The sequence below is a fragment of the Helicobacter pylori genome, from assembly GCA_008032935.1.
GTDB lineage: Bacteria > Campylobacterota > Campylobacteria > Campylobacterales > Helicobacteraceae > Helicobacter > Helicobacter pylori_CX.
Genome location: CP032039.1, coordinates 172,278 through 188,255, shown reverse-complemented (window position 1 = coordinate 188,255; position 15,978 = coordinate 172,278). Strand labels below are relative to the sequence as shown.

11 protein-coding genes and 5 pseudogenes are annotated in these 15,978 nt (G+C 35.9%); 14 read left to right on the top strand and 2 right to left on the bottom strand.

Annotated elements, in window-relative coordinates; all coding sequences use genetic code 11:
- Positions 1-8: 8 nt before the first annotated feature.
- A pseudogene (locus D2C78_00975) lies at positions 9-708 on the bottom strand (site-specific DNA-methyltransferase).
- Positions 705-1,451, bottom strand: a pseudogene (locus D2C78_00970) (DNA cytosine methyltransferase). Before D2C78_00970 ends, D2C78_00975 begins: the two co-directional pseudogenes overlap by 4 nt.
- 177 nt (positions 1,452-1,628) lie before the next feature.
- Between D2C78_00970 and D2C78_00965 the strand changes: the two are divergent.
- The 14 genes and pseudogenes from D2C78_00965 to D2C78_00900 all read left to right on the top strand — a co-directional run bounded on the left by D2C78_00965 (position 1,629) and on the right by D2C78_00900 (position 15,967).
- Positions 1,629-1,931 (top strand): hypothetical protein, encoded by a 303-nt coding sequence (locus D2C78_00965; protein ID QEF34679.1) that lies wholly within the window; start codon positions 1,629-1,631, stop codon positions 1,929-1,931.
- A gap of 2 nt (positions 1,932-1,933) precedes the next feature.
- Positions 1,934-2,860: a DNA-binding protein gene (locus D2C78_00960; protein QEF34678.1), complete on the top strand. Its 927-nt coding sequence runs from the start codon at positions 1,934-1,936 to the stop codon at positions 2,858-2,860.
- Positions 2,861-2,882: 22 nt separating this feature from the next.
- Positions 2,883-3,238, top strand: a pseudogene (locus D2C78_00955) (hypothetical protein).
- A 122-nt stretch (positions 3,239-3,360) separates the two neighbouring features.
- On the top strand, positions 3,361-4,524 hold the full coding sequence (locus D2C78_00950) for a helicase DnaB (GenBank protein QEF34677.1): 1,164 nt from the start codon (positions 3,361-3,363) through the stop codon (positions 4,522-4,524).
- A gap of 10 nt (positions 4,525-4,534) precedes the next feature.
- Complete coding sequence (dnaG, locus tag D2C78_00945; protein QEF34676.1) at positions 4,535-6,091, top strand: DNA primase; 1,557 nt, start codon at positions 4,535-4,537, stop codon at positions 6,089-6,091.
- Between the two features lie 27 nt (positions 6,092-6,118).
- Entirely contained in the window at positions 6,119-7,312 is a 1,194-nt protein-coding gene (locus D2C78_00940) for a hypothetical protein (GenBank protein QEF34675.1), read from the top strand.
- 53 nt (positions 7,313-7,365) lie between these two features.
- A pseudogene (locus D2C78_00935) lies at positions 7,366-10,131 on the top strand (hypothetical protein).
- Positions 10,132-10,371: 240 nt separating this feature from the next.
- A pseudogene (locus tag D2C78_00930) lies at positions 10,372-12,077 on the top strand (DUF3519 domain-containing protein).
- Between the two features lie 11 nt (positions 12,078-12,088).
- A complete protein-coding gene (locus tag D2C78_00925) occupies positions 12,089-13,240 on the top strand; it encodes a hypothetical protein (GenBank protein QEF34674.1) in 1,152 nt (383 codons plus the stop codon).
- 3 nt (positions 13,241-13,243) lie between these two features.
- Positions 13,244-13,798 carry a hypothetical protein gene (locus D2C78_00920; GenBank protein ID QEF34673.1) on the top strand — a complete coding sequence of 185 codons (555 nt, stop codon included), beginning with the start codon at positions 13,244-13,246 and terminating at the stop codon, positions 13,796-13,798.
- On the top strand, positions 13,795-14,190 hold the full coding sequence (locus D2C78_00915; GenBank protein QEF34672.1) for a DUF1353 domain-containing protein: 396 nt from the start codon (positions 13,795-13,797) through the stop codon (positions 14,188-14,190). The genes D2C78_00920 and D2C78_00915 overlap by 4 nt, the downstream gene beginning before the upstream one ends.
- On the top strand, positions 14,190-14,591 hold the full coding sequence (locus tag D2C78_00910; protein QEF35793.1) for a hypothetical protein: 402 nt from the start codon (positions 14,190-14,192) through the stop codon (positions 14,589-14,591). Before D2C78_00915 ends, D2C78_00910 begins: the two co-directional genes overlap by 1 nt.
- Positions 14,588-15,175 carry a hypothetical protein gene (locus D2C78_00905; protein QEF34671.1) on the top strand — a complete coding sequence of 196 codons (588 nt, stop codon included), beginning with the start codon at positions 14,588-14,590 and terminating at the stop codon, positions 15,173-15,175. The genes D2C78_00910 and D2C78_00905 overlap by 4 nt, the downstream gene beginning before the upstream one ends.
- A gap of 237 nt (positions 15,176-15,412) precedes the next feature.
- The gene (locus D2C78_00900; GenBank protein QEF34670.1) at positions 15,413-15,967 is read left to right on the top strand and encodes a Coiled-coil domain-containing protein; all 555 of its coding nucleotides are present in this window, start codon (positions 15,413-15,415) and stop codon (positions 15,965-15,967) included.
- Positions 15,968-15,978: the final 11 nt, after the last annotated feature.

Genomic DNA, 15,978 nt, shown 5'->3' with positions numbered 1-15,978 from the left:
TAGCGTTTTTAAAACAGATTCAAACGCTTTTTGGCGGTTTGAAAATATTCTTTTTCTGATTCTATACCGATAAAATTCCGTTTCAAGCGCTTGCACGCTAAGCCGGTGGTGCCGCTCCCCATGAAAGGATCTAGCACGATGTTATTCAGGGTTTGTGTGGATGGAAATGATTTTTTCCATTAAGGCTAGGCTTTTTTGCGTGGGGTGTTTGACTCTTTCAAGCCCGCTCACCACAGGGCTTTTTAAGATCAAAGGTCGTAAATATTTTTCATTTTCGGGTTTGTTAAACACCCATTTGGCTTTCTTTTTAACCGCCCATAAGGCAAATTCCGTGTCTTGGACATAGCGCCGGTGAATATTTCTTGGCATGGGATTATTTTTAACCCATTGGATAAAGTCTTTGACTACAAAGCCGTTGTCTTCTAAAAAATCAGCGATATAGCTTATAAACCTGTAAGAGCAAAAAATCACCATGCAGCCGTTTGGATTGATTAAGGGGGCGTAGCGCGTGATCCATTCTAAAAGCTTGAAATTTTTATCCCATTCCCCAAAATCTATGCCTTGCCTTTTAGCGCTCTTTAGGGTGGGAAAATTGTTTTTAACCGAAATGTTATAAGGAGGGTCTGTGATGATCGCATCCACTTTTAAATTTTGCTGGTAAAAATCCTTGATGATCTCAAAAGCGTCAGCGTGATAAATTTGTATCATTTTCTTAAGCTTTTTAAGATCGCTTTGCCTAAGGCTAGGGCTAGAAGAGGAGGCACAGCGTTACCGATTTGCTTGCAAACGCTCGTTTTATTGCCATAAAAGATATAATTACCGCTAAAACTTTGTATCCTGGCGGCTTCTCTGGGCGTGATAGAGCGGTGCAATTCAGGGTGGGAGTTGGTGCCGTTGCTTGGGGTGTCAAAGCGTGTGTCTATGGTGGGGCTGATTTTATTCCAATTTAAGTGCCCCCATGTGCTTTTGAATTGCTGTTTGCCATGCAAGTTTTTAGGCAAGCATTCTTTGCCCTGCTCTTTGTTAATGAGTTTTAATTTCTCTAAAGCGGCTTGCGAGTGGTTGGTGGCTTGGTGGTTGTATAATTTAGGGCTATTTTTTCGCATTAAGGCTTGATAGCTTGATTGGACAGGGTTTAAATAATCGCTCTCAAACGCCCCCTCATTAGAACAAAGATAAGCTAAATCGCTTATGGCATCTTGAACGCTCACGCTTTGAGAAGGCTCTAAAAGATTGAAATCAAAACTGAAACGACTAGCCCCTACAATAAACGCTCTCTCTCTGTTTTGAGGCACGCCATAATCTTTAGCGTTTAGGATTTGATAGCTCAATTGATACCCTAAAGCGTTCAACCTTTCTTTAATTTCTTCTAAAAAATAGCCTTTAGCGCAAGAGATTATGTTTTTCACGTTTTCAATGATAAAAATTTCTGGCTTTATGGCTTTGATTATTCCAGTATTTGACTTACCAAACGATCAAAGGAAGCGATACGGGTTTAAGTTTTTTTGATTTCATTCAAAAATTAGGAAGACTCCAAAAAACACACACGATTAAATCAAGCGTTTGCAATGTGAGGAATAAGTGCGTAACGAGCTATTCTATTTTAATCCAAAAAAAGGCGGTTTGACATGGAATTAGAAAAATTACAACCGATCGATTTAGGAGTTTTAGAATTTCTAAATAAAAAAGCGTATTTGCCTAAAACAGCCGACGAGATTTCAAGAAAACTCAACATTGATTACTACTACACGCTTAAGATTTTTAATAAGCTTAAAAAAAAAGGCTTATGCGATCAATGGATCATTAATAGAAAAAGAGAATGCGACAAAAAAGACAATTACTTTAAAGTTTGTTGCTTGAACGATATTGGTAAGGATTTATGCGCCTATTTAAAAGCCTTAAAAGGCTCTAAAAACCACAAAAAGGATTAAACATGAACTACATACTAAAAAATAATTTGAATGTTGAGAGCAACTACACCAAAACCGCTAATAGTATCCTCATTGACAGCCCGTTAAGCAGAGATGCAAGGATTGTTTTTATCACCTTAAGCAGTCTAGCAAGCTCATTTAACCCAAGAAAAGAATTTTTGTGTAAGCAACTAGACATGAATGCTAAAACTCTTAACAAGTATTTAAAAGAGCTAGTGCAAAAAGGTTTTTTGAAAATCATTTACTACAAAAATAAGTTAGGAAAGTTTTTAGGCAAAAGGGCTTACATTTTAGCGCCAACTAAGGAGCAATTAGAGCAAGAGGACTTTATTATCGTTGATGAATCTAACCGCACCGAAACACCAAAATTTACCATGCGGCAAATTGTAGAAAAACAAGCCGAAAAACCCCTTAAATCCGAAGTTTGCACCGAAACACCAATTTTTACCACCCTTATAAAGAAGAATAATAACAACAAACATGAAAAAATGGATGAGAATGTGAGTGAGAATTTGCAAAATCAAGCGGATCAAAAAAACAAGCATGATAATTTTTCTTGTCTTAGAGGCTCTATTAAAAACTTTAGCATGTTTAAACACTTTAGTGATTTCATTTTTTCTATTTTAGGGAATCTTGACACAAGAGGATTAGAAAGGCGCGATAAACAAGCGTTTGAGCGGTTTTTAAACTACAGAAACGAGAAAGAAAAGCTAACTTACGCCACGAAAAAAGCTTTACTAAAACAAGCGTTAGAGCTGAAAGAACAAGGCCAAGACATAGTAAAAAGTGTAGAGCAGAGTATACGCAAGGGTTATAACGAACTTTATGCTGTTTTTGAGTTTAAAGCTAGATGGACGCCCCAAAAGCAAGAAGAGGAGCCGCTTGAATACAAACCAAACCCCAAATATAACGGTTATTGCATCTGGTAGGCGCAAAGAAAGAGAGCAAGCAATGAGATCATTTCATTACGAACACAAGCAAAAGAATTTTAAACCCAAAGTAGAGACTGAATGCCTACTTGTTGAAAGCGTGTTGTTGGAAATTTTAAAACTCATTAAAGAGCAAGAGGGAAAAAGCAGGGCTGTAATTATTGAAAGAATGATTATCTATTTTTTAGAAAAAGATAAAGGAAATAAAAATGAGACAGCATGGAATAAATCAAAACGATCTTATAGAAGGACTCTTAAAAACTACGCGAAAGAGGCTAAAGTTAAGAGAAAGCACCTACAAAAAGCTAAAAAGGATGCAGAGAAAAAAAACTATACATTTGCAAGAATAGTTCGTTTAGCTATTTTAGAGGGTATTAGGAAGTTTCAAGAAGAAAACCTATTTTTGAACTTGCAAACGAAAGGTTTTGAGATTGCAATAAGCATTTTAGAACAAAAAACAAAAAGAGACAGAAAGAAAGGGAAAAATGCAGAACTTGATAATGAATAGTTTCATAAATTATCCAAACGATTTGGAGGAATTTTTAGAAGAAATACACATAACAAGCTTCACGCTTTTTAATCAAAAAATAATTCAAGCTTTGTTAGAGATGAAAAACAAAAACCAAGTCGTGCAGCTTGAAACTATAAGGCTAAAAATAGGCGATGAAGCGTTTGAAAGCAAAGAATTTAGCGCTATTTTACAGGCAGATAGCTATCCGAACTATTTAGACTTAAGGAGCGATTTTAAAACTTATTTGAGTTTAAAGATGCAGGAACATTTAGCAAACGAGCTAATAAAAGCCACACGAAAGAGCGAGATTTTTGATTTTGATTTTTTAAGCAAATACATCAAATTAGGATCTAACCGAAACGGGAGGTATTATTGGGAGTGGGAAGAGTTTTTCAAATCAAAACCTAAAATAGAAAAAATACACACAGGAATTGACTTTTTAGACAATATCAGCGATGGCGGTTTTGAAGTGGGGCAATTGATTTTACTTAGCGGCGATCCCGAATCCGGTAAAACGCTTTTGAGTATCCAATACATCACCAACGCGCAACAACAGCACAAGGTTACTTATTTTGGTTTTGAATTTAGCGTGAGGAAACATATAGAAACCTTGAGCTCTAAAGGTTTCAAAATTAATAAAGAAAATTATTTCATTGATGATCTAAGTTGCGAGATTAATGATCTAGTTTCACAGATTAGAGGTTTAGCTAAAGAAGGGCATAAGCTTTTCATCATTGACAGCCAGATGAAAATACAAGCTCCCATCGTAGGAAGGACGATTGAAGAAGTAGAAACAATTAAATTCACTACTTTAGCCGATCTAGCAAAGCGCTTGCAAGTCATAATTATTTTGATTATTCAAAACTCCAAAAACGACAGCTATGCCCCAACAGGAAGCCGTAAAGGCGCTCATGAAGCGCATGTAATGATTAGGATTGAAAAGATCAAGAGTGGGGAACTCAAACACATTAAAGATTACAATGAGAGAGGCAAATACCGAAAGGTTTTGATTTTAAAAAACAAACAGACAGGATTACAAGGAATTCAATTTTTTAGAATTAGTGATTATAAGTTGTTTGAAATCAGCACGAATTACAAAGAGTTTAAAGAAAGCGATTTTAGCGGCTATGATTTAAACGATTTCAGAGATTAAAGGATCTACAATGATTATTAATTTTGAAGGTCTTAAAAATATCGTTAGCGTTGTTGATGTCATAGAAAAATACCTAGACTTACACAAATGCGGAGCGAATTTAAAAGCGTGTTGCCCGTTTCATGATGAAAGAAGCGCCTCTTTTTTTGTCAGCCAAGAAAAGAATATTTTTAAATGTTTTGGGTGTGGCGTTAGCGGTGATGCGTTTAAATTCTTGCAAGAATTTAAAAAAATCAGTTTCACCGAAGCGATTCAAGAAATAGCCTCCATGTATCACTACACTATAGAATACGACAACAACGAAGAGAAAGAAGAAAAAGAAAGGCTAAAAGAAATTTTAGCGTTTGCTAACAACCTTTTCAAAGAAAGGATTTTAAAAGAGCCTGTTGTTTTAGAGTATTTAAATAGGAGAGGCGTTACACTAGAAAAGGTTAAAGATTACGGTTTGGGTTTTTGCACTAACGAAGAAAAAGAAGAATTGAAAAAGCGTTTTACCCCTTATGATTTGATAGCGAGCGGGCTTTTTAGTGATGCAAACAAAGACAGAGAGCTTAAAATCTTTTGCAATTATAGGATCACTTTTCCCTTGAAAGACACTAAAGGGAACATTGTTAGTTTTAGCGCCAGAACTTGCACGATCAAAAATCCTAGGAATGGCACTAAATACATTAACGGCAGAGACACAAAGATTTTCAAAAAATCTTTCATACTTTACAATTTAGACAGAGCGCGCCAAGCGATAACGCAAAAAAAGCAAGTCATTCTATGCGAGGGTTTTTTTGATGTGATGAGTTTTGAAAATTTTGATTATAATAATTCGGTTTGTTGCATAGGAACGGCATTCACTAAAGAACATGTGAAGATTTTGAACCATTTGAATGCGGAGCTATGTTTTTGTTTAGACAACGATTTAGCAGGATTAGAAGCCAGTATTAGAGCGATTGAAATATGTTTGTTAAACCACACCACTAATTTAAGCGTGATAAAAATTAAAGACAAGGATTTTAAGGACATGGGGGATTATTTAGAAAGGAATAAACGTCCAAACCTAGTTAAGATCAACGGGTTTAAGTTTTATTGCTCTTATTTGTTGCGAGCAGAATTTGACAACAAAACAAAGGATTTTAATTACAAAAGGATTTTAAGAGCGATTAAAGATTTGAACCCCTTTATCAAAGGCGATCTCTTAAAGATTTTAAAAAGCTTTTTACCTAGCGAAGACACCCAAATGGAGAAAATAAAAAAGCCCGTGTTATCCCTTTTAGAAGCGAGGATTTATGCGACAATGCTTGAAAGCGAAGAGTTTAGATACATTGCAAGGAGGTATTTAAGCCCGGAAGATGTGGAGTTTAAAGATATTTTCAAGAAAATCGTTTTAAACGATTTTAGGGGTTTAGACTTTTTGAAAAAATACGAAATTATCAAAGAGCGTGATTATTTACATTGTTTGAACGAGTTTAAGATTAAAGGCTTAAAAAATAGCCTAAAATACGCCATAGAAAACAAAGATTACATGCTTATAGAAGCGCTGAATCATAAGATTAAGGAGTTACAGAACCCGTTTTAACCGGGTAAGCGAACGCAAGAAAGGATTTTGAATGGGTTTTTTTTTGATATAACCGCCCCTTATCCAGGAGGCCAAAGCGATCCCTATATCCCACGATTTGAACCGTTAGGACCTCTTAATGATGGAACGACAGGACAAGGTGCAGGACAAGGCATTACGCCTCACATTATTGATTGGCATAATATTTTTAAAGGTCAAGAGAATACCTTTTATACGATAGGTAGTAGGTTTAAAGATCTTGCAGGATCTTTAGACGTTTACAAGGCCGCGCTAGAGAAATCAAATAGAATGGTGAACCGCCATAAATCATCTTTGCACGATTATAACGCGGACATCAATTCGTTAGAACACATTAAGAAAGAGCGCCATGATTTATTCACCACCGCTAAAAGACTAAAAGAGCTGATCCGACAAGAAGAAGAAAAGAAACAACGCTTTAGTAAAGAATTAAGGTTATTTTTTGACTTTCAAGAGAAAGAATACGATAAGCAAGAAAATATTTTCCAAGGCCTTTTTAAGCGCAAAGAATTTAAAGCCTTAGACGCGTTTTTGACAAACCCTTACGCGATATTGCCTAAAGGCTTTATTTTTGAATATCATAATCCAGGGTCAAACAATTATAACCCCTTAAACGCGTTTAACCCCATGGATGGAATCAACAACCAATTCACAATTAACACTCTAAATCAGCTGAATAATAATTCTTTTCAAAGAAGCTTAGCCGGCGGAGCGGATTTTAATTATTTTGCACCTTTAAATTTTGCGAAGGCTTTGAATGTGGAGCAAATGGTGTTCAGTTTTGAAAATAGAGTTAAAATAAGACAAACATGGGCGTTTTTCTTACAGAATAAGTGGTATTCTAACGGTCGTAAACTTAAGATAATCAACTTTAAAATCAAAACGGTGAAAGTTTTAGAGGACTTGCAAGAGAGCATCAGAGAAAAAGAAAGAGAATTAGAGGACGAAATAAGAAAGCAAAACGCCAATGAAGAAAACATTAAAGCGCTAACGGGACAAATCCTAGAAAAATCAAAAGAATTACAAAAAATAGAAGAGCAATTAGCACAAGAATACAGAATCATTAAGGAATTCACCGATAAAAAGCAATCCATCCTTAATGAGATCAACCATTCTAATTTAAACGAGAACTTGAAACACGGGTTTAGAGATATCTTAAATGATTTTAATTTACTGGAGTCTTTTAAAAAAATACCCCTTTAAAAACGCCTTCTTTTTAGATTTAATAGGTGAAAATTTACGAGGTCTCTTTTCATATGCAACAAGAGTTTTTAAACACACTAAACACCACAACAGATAACAATAATCAAATAAAAACCATGCCCTTAAAAGATTTTGAAGCTAAAAAGAAAGAAATCAACGAGTTATTAAACTCAAAGGCCAAAGAATTAAAAGAATTAGGCTTATTAGACAAGTTAGGCGAGTTTGTAGGCATCCAAACTGACAACGCCAAACAAAGAGAGAGCCAATTAAATGAGATTAAAGAGGTTGCCATAAAGAGTAAAACCGATTTTAAAGATTTGCCAAGTGCTTTGAAAGACGAATACTACAACAAAGCCGAAACTAGCATTTTTAACCCGCTCAAAACCAAGAACGAGATCGCTAAGCAAGACTATCAAAAAGACTTACAGAGAAAAGAAATTTTAAAGAAAACGAGTAAAGAACTTACCGAGAGCGATAAGGAATTAATAGACAATGATAGCGGTTTTTTTAATTATGCGCTTGATGCTATCACAGGTAAAAGCGAAGTGGAGAAGCTTAAAGAATACAAGGAAAAAGAAAAAGCCAAAGACATAACCAAAGACTTGCAAAAATCATGGAATTTGTTTAATAACTTGAGAAAAGACAAGGACGCTTTTAGCCTTTTTTCTAGTGAAGACTTGCAGTTAAGAGAAAAGTATCAAAACGAGTTTAAAAACATTGCTAGAAATAACGGTTTTGATGATGTAGTTTACAATGAAAAGCATGAACCATTTGTGAGGAAGGGAGATAAATTTTATAAGATAAACGACCGCTTTTTTGATAATTTTTTAAACTTTTTAAGCGCTAATAAGTTTTCATTATCCGGATCTTTAATAGGAGTGGCTAGCGGTGCTAAAGCAGGGAAGAATTTAGGCGCTTTAGGTTTATTAGGCGGCGCTATTGTAGGAGGAGCGTTAGGGAGTATAGCAGGTGGAGCAACCGATGCGATTGCAGGTAATGCTTTTTTGAACAGAGATCAAAAAGCCGACGAAATCATAAGGCATGCGTTAAGTGAGGGGGCTTTAAGTTTAGTAACGGACACTTTGGTTTTAGGAGCAGGGAAGTTTATTAAAAAAGCGATCAACCCAAGAAACATTTTTAACATAGGCGCTAATGTTTCTACTAGCGGTTTATACGCCTTAGGCAAGCACATAGTAACAGGCAACGCTAAAGGAGCTGAAAGGATATTGAATGAAACCATAAGCGAAAACGAGCGTCAAACAGTTAGAGAATTAGCGAAGCGGTTTGGAGGCGAATTGAGACTCACTAAAGCAGACGAAAGCAAATACCGAGAAGAACTAGTTAAAAAAGTAGGCGAAGATAGTAATATTTTGAAGGGGTATGATGCTTTAAGAGACGCTTTTTTATTGCAAAGTCAAGCTAAAAAGCAAGAAGCTTTTATCCAAGCGATAAGAAGCGATGAGACAGGCAACGCGATAGCTTTTTTAAGCGAAGCGGCTAACTCAAGTCCCATCGCTAACGCTAATCTAAAAAAGATTTTAAACAAGACGACCGAAAATTTAAAAAATTCTTTGAGGCAGCTTGATTTGAAAGATTACGAAGTTAAGAGCATTTTTGATAATTTAGAACAAGGCACTAAGGAAAGCTATGAAAAAGCGCTTGATGGCATTATAGGAAAACTTTATGATGACAGCTATAAAACCAATCTAAGAGAAAGCATTCAATACACAACGGCATTTGAAACCTTTGTGAAAGGGTTAAGAGAGCAAGGGAAATTCGATCCAACAGCTAGCAGCTTTTTAAACCAAATTGAAAAAAATATTTACAGTCCAGAAGGTGTTACTTACAGTCAGTTAAGAAACGCTAGGCAAATGATTAACGCTTATGAAAGAAATGTTAAAGACCCGAGCACTTTAGGCTATATCAAAAAAATAAGCGCGCAGTTTTTGAGAGAAGACATTGACAAAGGCATTGAAAACATCTTAAAACAAAACACGCAAGCTTATGAAAAACTAAGCGATTTGAATAAGACCGCTATCAGCGACTATAAAAACATGAAACAAACATTAGAGCTAGTGGATAGCGCCAAGATAAGAGACAGAGAGATCACCAAAGAAAAAGCGATTGAAAACCTTATGAAAGTGATACAAGCTCAAGGCGAGAAAGATTTAAGCAACTATGCGCTTTTAACGAAAGGATTGAGTGAGCAAGATAAGGAAAAACTAGAATTGAGCATGCTGAATGCTTTGATGGAGAAGTCAATTAAGCAAGGCGAAAACCTTAAAGTATTTGACAGCACGCTTTTTTTTAACCGATTAAGCGAGTTTAAAAACGAAGTTTTTAGCACACCAAAAGCTAAGCAGTATATAAATATAGCCAAAGGTTTTGACAAGCTCTTTAGAAACGACGCCACGATAGCGGGCAAAATCAACTACACGACTACAAAAGACATTAAAAGTCCTCTTGCAACAAGCCTAGAAGGCGCTTTTAACCAGAAGCTCACGCAAAGATTAGTAAGTAATATTGTGAGAAACATACCGACAACTTACATTTTTAAGAAGTTGGATGAACTAAGCGGAGGCGCAGCGTTAAAATACCACATTCAAAGAGCGCTAGAAAGAAGCCACACGATAAGCGCTTTCACGAAGAATTTAGAACTCAGCGCTAAAAATTCCAAGTTTTCTAACGCTACGATGCGAAAGATTGAAGAGATCACGCAAGGCGTAAAAAGCGCTAAAGAAAACATCACTAAGCAAGAGAAAGCGCTACAAGACGCGATAACGCCCTTAAAACAATTCGGTAAGAATTACGCAGAATTTGTTTTAAAGCCAAAAGAAGCGTTAGAGAAACTATTACAAGAGAAAAACGGACAAGTTGCAGGCACAGCGTTTAGGGACGATTTAGGAGGGATTGATTTTGTGTGGGGCAAGGATGGCAAAGATGGCTACGGATTAGCGCACATCTTAGAAAAGAGAGAAAAACAATACACAAGATTAGGATTAAATGCAGAGCAAATCAAAGAAAGAACAGATGAGCTATTAAAATCTATCCCTGAAGTCATTGAGAACGGGGCATTGTTTAAAGACGATTTAGGGCGCGTTAGCGTGGAATTAAATAACATAAGAGTGGGGCTAAAAAACACATGGGATAATAACAACCTAAATAATCATTTTGTGGTTACTAGCTATGAGAGAGATGAAAAAGTATTAAGGGAGTTAGAAACCAAACCGCCACTTTCTAACGATTACAAAGACAATAGCAACTATAGTGTCTTAAACCTTAATGAAAACAATTCTACTAAAGAAGGCCTAACAAGTCAAGAATCGCCCTTATCTATATTAAAAAAAGCCAACTAGAGAAAGAAAAGAAACTAGAAAGCGAAAGATTAGCTAAAGCAGAAAAAGAACGCGCCCAAAAGATTAAAGATAAAGAAAAAGCCGAATTGAGAGATAAAATCAGAGCGCAAAAAAATGCCACGCTAGGTAAAAGCGAATTAGACAGAGAAATCGCCAAAAGTGAAAACATACCGTATAAAGAGCCAGAAAACGCCCCTAAAACGAGCGTTAGCTTAAACGATGACGAAATACATCCCTTAAAGTTTGTAATCGTCAATAAGAGCGATTTAAAGCCCAATTTCAAAAACACCGGCACGCAAACACGCACCGCAGTGGATAGCAAGAAAGTAGAAGAGATAGCCGCTCACTTTGATCCTAAATTGATTGTAGGGCGCGGGGGTTTTGATGATTTGCCCATTATCTTACCAGACGGGCAAGTTATCGCAGGCAACCACAGGATACAAGGCATGCTAAACTTTAACGCAGAGAGCCGAAAAAAATACGAACAAGCGCTTAAAGAGAACTTCAACATTAGATTAAAACCTAATGAGCTTTTAGTGCGAATGCCAGAGCAGGAATTAAACGACAAAGAGATTTTTAAATTAGCGAGCAAATCTAACGAAAACCGAGCAAACAGCTTTAGCGATATGCTTTTGAGTGCGATGAGCAGTTATAACGATAGATTGAAACATTTACCGCGTGAATTTGAAAGCGACAGCGTGGAGAATTTAGCCAATCAGGTTGCAAGAGTGTTAGAAAGAGACGCTAAAAACCCAAGCACCAATCAAGTGGAAAACGCTAACCTTTGCCTTTTGAGTCATTACGCCACAAACACCCCTAATAACAGCTTTTTAGAAGTGTTTGATAACGCTTACAAAAACCTAGACAGAGAGCAATTTAAAGCGTTTAAGGAAATGTTTGCCAATAACAGCACGAATTTTCACAATCTCAATAACGACACCATGATTAAAAATTTCACGATTTCACCTTATCTAACCGATGCGCTAGACGCTACCGCTAAAATGCTTGAAAGCGGTAACAGAACTGATAATTTTTCTAAGTTAGCGCATAGTATTGACTACCTAGTTAATACAACAGATGAAAACGGCATGAATGCTTTCATTAAAGAAAATAAGGACGCTTACAACAGCGTAATAAGCCAATTATTAGGTAGTTCTTTTGCGCGCTTTTTACGCCTTGAAAACCCTAGTGCGCAGTTTTATGAGTTTTTAGTAAAAGCTAAAGAACGAATGATAGAAAACGCATCCAATGTTTTTACAGGAACGAGTAAGCCTATTAGCCAGATAAATGTATTTGATTTCATTAAATATGGCATTGAAAGCGGTAGAAGCAGTAAGGAGAGCAGGGAATTACTGGATCTATTGCCAGAGTTAGAAAAAAAGTTTAACGCTCATGAGAAGTTTTTATAAGGAGCTAAAAAATGAATTATCCTAATCCACCAATCCCAGAAATCACCACTAAAGAAAAACCAGCGTTTAAAGAAATCACAAGCGAGTTATTAAGAGAGATTGAAAGCACCTTGAATAACGCTACATCATGGGAAGAGCAGGTGAATTTAAGCCTTAAGGGAGTGAAAAGGATTTTAGAGGTTATAACGGGCATTGATTTTTTTCAAAAAGCCAATGAAATTGATGAAAGATTGAGGGGGGTCCTTAAATGGTTAGAAAATTCAAGCAATGGATTACAAACTAAAATACGAGAATATGAAAGCTATTTAACTGATTTCAATGCGAGCATGCGAGCTAATGAGCAAGAAGTAACGAACATCTTAAACGCTAACACCCAAAACATTGAAAGCGAAGTTAAAAAGCTAGAAAATCAATTGATGGAAATCGCTTCAAGGCTTTTAACGAGCTATCAAATCTTTTTAAACAATGCTAAAGAAAGCGCTACAACGCAAATAAACACCAACAAAACCGAAAGCCTTGAAGCGCTAACGCAAGCAAAAACGAACGCTAACAACGAAATAAACAAGAATAAGCAAGAAGTTTTAAATAACATCACGCAAGAAAAAAACCAAGCCACAACAGAGATCACGGAAGCGAAAAAAACCGCATTTAACGAACTTTTAGAAACTCTAAAGCCGAAGTTTAGCGGCTTGTTTGTGGGCGCGTATTATATTCATAATACGTTCTATATTAAAGGCGGATGGGAACAGAAAGTCAAGGATTTGAGCGATTACAATCTAGATAAAAGCAAAAAATACGAAATAGAAGTATTTTTCCAATTTGTGAGCGCGAAAATTGTAGAAAAAGATCCGTATTTTGGGCTGAAAGTGCAAGAAGGCTTTTTGAAAGAAAGCATCCAAAAGATCACACATAAGTATGTATCGCAAATTTACTATACAAAGCTTTTAATAGAGAATGTGAGCGGTGTTTTAAGTTTGTATCATGGCTATTTTTACGGGAATATCAATTATTTTAATGAAGTGATCATAACAAGCATTAAAGAACTACCTAACGATACGATCATAAGCAATGCAAGTAATGGATCTGGTTTTTCTAATGCAACAACGATCACGCAAAATTTGAACGACATAACAACAACAGAAACAACCAACACAAGGAGTTAAAAAATGATTTTAGAAAACGCATGCGCTTATAAGAATTATTTAGGAAGCGTGTTTGATGCAATGGGATTTAATGGGAGTTTTGAAGTGGTAGGTAACGCCATACATATTAACATTATCACAAGCGAGAACCAAGAAACGCCGACTAAAGAGCAGGTTTTAGAAAAAATCAAAGAGATCATGCTCAAAAAGAAAAAGCAAGAAATAGAAAGCCAAATTAACGCTATTTGTAAAGAAAAAGTCATCAAAGGCTTTCAAAGTAGCATTTTAGGGAGCAATCATGCTTACGATTTAACGATAGAAGATCAAACGAATTTACAAGCTTTAGTTATCGCTGGCATTGATTCGGTTTTTAGGTGCGCTGAAGTTAGTAATGATGGCGTTGTAAGTAATAAGACTTACAAAAATCACACTAAAGCGCAATTATTACAATTATCTAAACAGGCCTTAAAATTTAAGCATGATCTTATTGTCTTTTATGGCAGAGAAAAAGAACGCCTGAACGCTATCAATAGTTTAGAAGCGTTAGAAAAATTTGAAATTAAAGAATACTTGACATGAGAAAGTTTAGCGAGCCGATCGTGGCTGAGTTTAGCAATGATGGGAAGAGTTTGAGGCTTGTTGAAGGGTTTGAATACTACCTTAAAAACGATCATTCTAAAAAGTTAATAATTCCGAGCGGTTTTTCTAGCGATGGCTTTACGAACATGGGATTTAGTTTTATTATTCCCAGATATGGGAGCGGTTTGAAATGCGCGATTTTGCATGACTACATGTGCGATGTTTTGAATGGTGTAGTGCCTAGACAGAAAGATTTTTTTATTAACACACGCAAAGAATGCGACGATCTGTTTTTAGAAAGCATGCTTGAAGTGAAAGCGTTTTCTGTGTTTAAAGCGGTTTTGATTTATTGCGCTGTGAGAATATTTTCTAAAGTGAAAGGCTTGAAATGATGCGATCGGTAGTTTTTGACATGAGCGGTGTTTTAGAAGCGTTTGATTATAGAGGCGTTTTAATCCATTCGCAAGAAATACAAGCCAATCAAAAAATAAAACTACCCTTCACAGAAAAAAACTTTTTTAAATTCAATAACGCTTTTTTTGGAGTGTGTGAAGGCGTGGGGGATTTGGATTATAGAGATTACCCTAAAAATTTGAATTTTAACGCACTTTTAATTGAAAGCATAGAAAACTACCTATTAGAGTTAAAAGAGCCAGAAAACAAGAAACAAAAGGCTTTATTAACGGATTTTTTAGAAGTCTATGAAAAGAATATTATTAAAGGTGCTTATTACCTTGAGCCTAAGTTTTTTTTAGAAAAAGAAAAACAATTGATAGAAAGGATTTTGAAATGATAGAAGTTAGCGAAGTGATAGCCAAAGTTAGAGAACGCTTAAACGACAACGAAGTAGGAAATTACGAAATATTAGACAGCGTGCTAGTGGAAAACATTAATCAAGCGCTTTTAAAAATTTGTTTAGAATTCAAGCTTAACAAAACGATCACAAGAGCCTTAATCACTGAAGAAGAACGCTTTTTAACGATTAACAACCTTTTAGGTATAGAAAGCGTTAAGTTAGATAAAAAAGAAATAGAAAGCCGTAACAGCATAGAAAAAGACACCGGAGAAATAGAATTATGGGTTTTGAGCGATAAGCTGAGTGTAACGCCTTTTAGAAGCGGAGAGCTTGAAGTGATCTATTATACTTACGAAGAGGTTAATAACGTTTTAGATAGCGTGAAATTGCCTAAAATCTGCCTTGACGTGTTAGTGTATAGCGTTTTATGCAGCCTTTTAGAAATCCCTAACAATGAAACCAATTTTAGCGTTTTAGCGAACTACAGGCAATTATTGAAGCTTGCTAAAGACAACCTAACGAACTATTTAAGCCTGATGTATTCTAAAAATATCCATTTTAGCAAGGTTGTAAGGGTTTAGGAGACCTCTTAAACCAAGCCATTCAAGAGTATTTTTAGATAAGTTTAAAATGCTAACACACTTAAACCATGAAAGAAACCGCTATTAGGAACGACAGAAAAATCCTAATAGCGAAAGAATATTATCAAAAAAAAAAAAAAACAAAAATAGGGTTATCTTTTTTTTGACAAAACATAACCCTTAAAATCGTTTTAGCGTTTTGCTAAAGTTTGATCATCAAATAAGAAAAGGATAAGCATGGGCATCAAAGAAAAAGAGATCGAGCTTGAAACCTTAAAACGAGAGATCGCGCAAGCGGAAGCGAGTTTGGAACAGGATTTCATTAAGCACATGGTGGATAAGACAAACGAGAAAGTGGAAGACTTGTTTTTTAGCAACAAGCCCGAGTTTTACCGGTTTGTTTTCACGGAGCAAAACAACTACTTAAAAGAGAAACTTACGGACAAAGTGGGCAGAGCGATGGATTTAAGCGATGAAATCCAAAGAGATAAGGACGCTGAAGAAATTGAAAAAGACAAAGAAGCGTTTTTGAAAAAATACCCTGAAGTGGATTTTAACGAGCTTTTAGATTTTTACGATGAAGAGATTCCTAACCGCATTAAAAAGCAGATTGACAAGTTAGAGGGCGTGGCTTTTTTTGAAGCGATCTTAGACTATTTCAACGCTTTAAACGCTAAAGAAGAGCCTAAAAACGAACAAGAAGAAGAGAGAGAATTGCCTAAAGAAGCCTTAGGTAACGGCGTGAGTGGTGTAGGAAACGCCAATAATGAAAACATCATGACAAGATACTAAGGAGCGATCAC

What these genes read in the sequence shown, in the direction of transcription:
- D2C78_00965 (QEF34679.1), top strand. Translation starts at nt 1,629, where the DNA reads ATGGAATTAGAAAAATTACAACCGATCGATTTAGGAGTTTTAGAATTT.
- D2C78_00960 (QEF34678.1), top strand. Translation starts at nt 1,934, where the DNA reads ATGAACTACATACTAAAAAATAATTTGAATGTTGAGAGCAACTACACC.
- D2C78_00950 (QEF34677.1), top strand. Translation starts at nt 3,361, where the DNA reads ATGAATAGTTTCATAAATTATCCAAACGATTTGGAGGAATTTTTAGAA.
- dnaG (QEF34676.1), top strand. Translation starts at nt 4,535, where the DNA reads ATGATTATTAATTTTGAAGGTCTTAAAAATATCGTTAGCGTTGTTGAT.
- D2C78_00925 (QEF34674.1), top strand. Translation starts at nt 12,089, where the DNA reads ATGAATTATCCTAATCCACCAATCCCAGAAATCACCACTAAAGAAAAA.
- D2C78_00920 (QEF34673.1), top strand. Translation starts at nt 13,244, where the DNA reads ATGATTTTAGAAAACGCATGCGCTTATAAGAATTATTTAGGAAGCGTG.
- D2C78_00915 (QEF34672.1), top strand. Translation starts at nt 13,795, where the DNA reads ATGAGAAAGTTTAGCGAGCCGATCGTGGCTGAGTTTAGCAATGATGGG.
- D2C78_00910 (QEF35793.1), top strand. Translation starts at nt 14,190, where the DNA reads ATGCGATCGGTAGTTTTTGACATGAGCGGTGTTTTAGAAGCGTTTGAT.
- D2C78_00905 (QEF34671.1), top strand. Translation starts at nt 14,588, where the DNA reads ATGATAGAAGTTAGCGAAGTGATAGCCAAAGTTAGAGAACGCTTAAAC.
- D2C78_00900 (QEF34670.1), top strand. Translation starts at nt 15,413, where the DNA reads ATGGGCATCAAAGAAAAAGAGATCGAGCTTGAAACCTTAAAACGAGAG.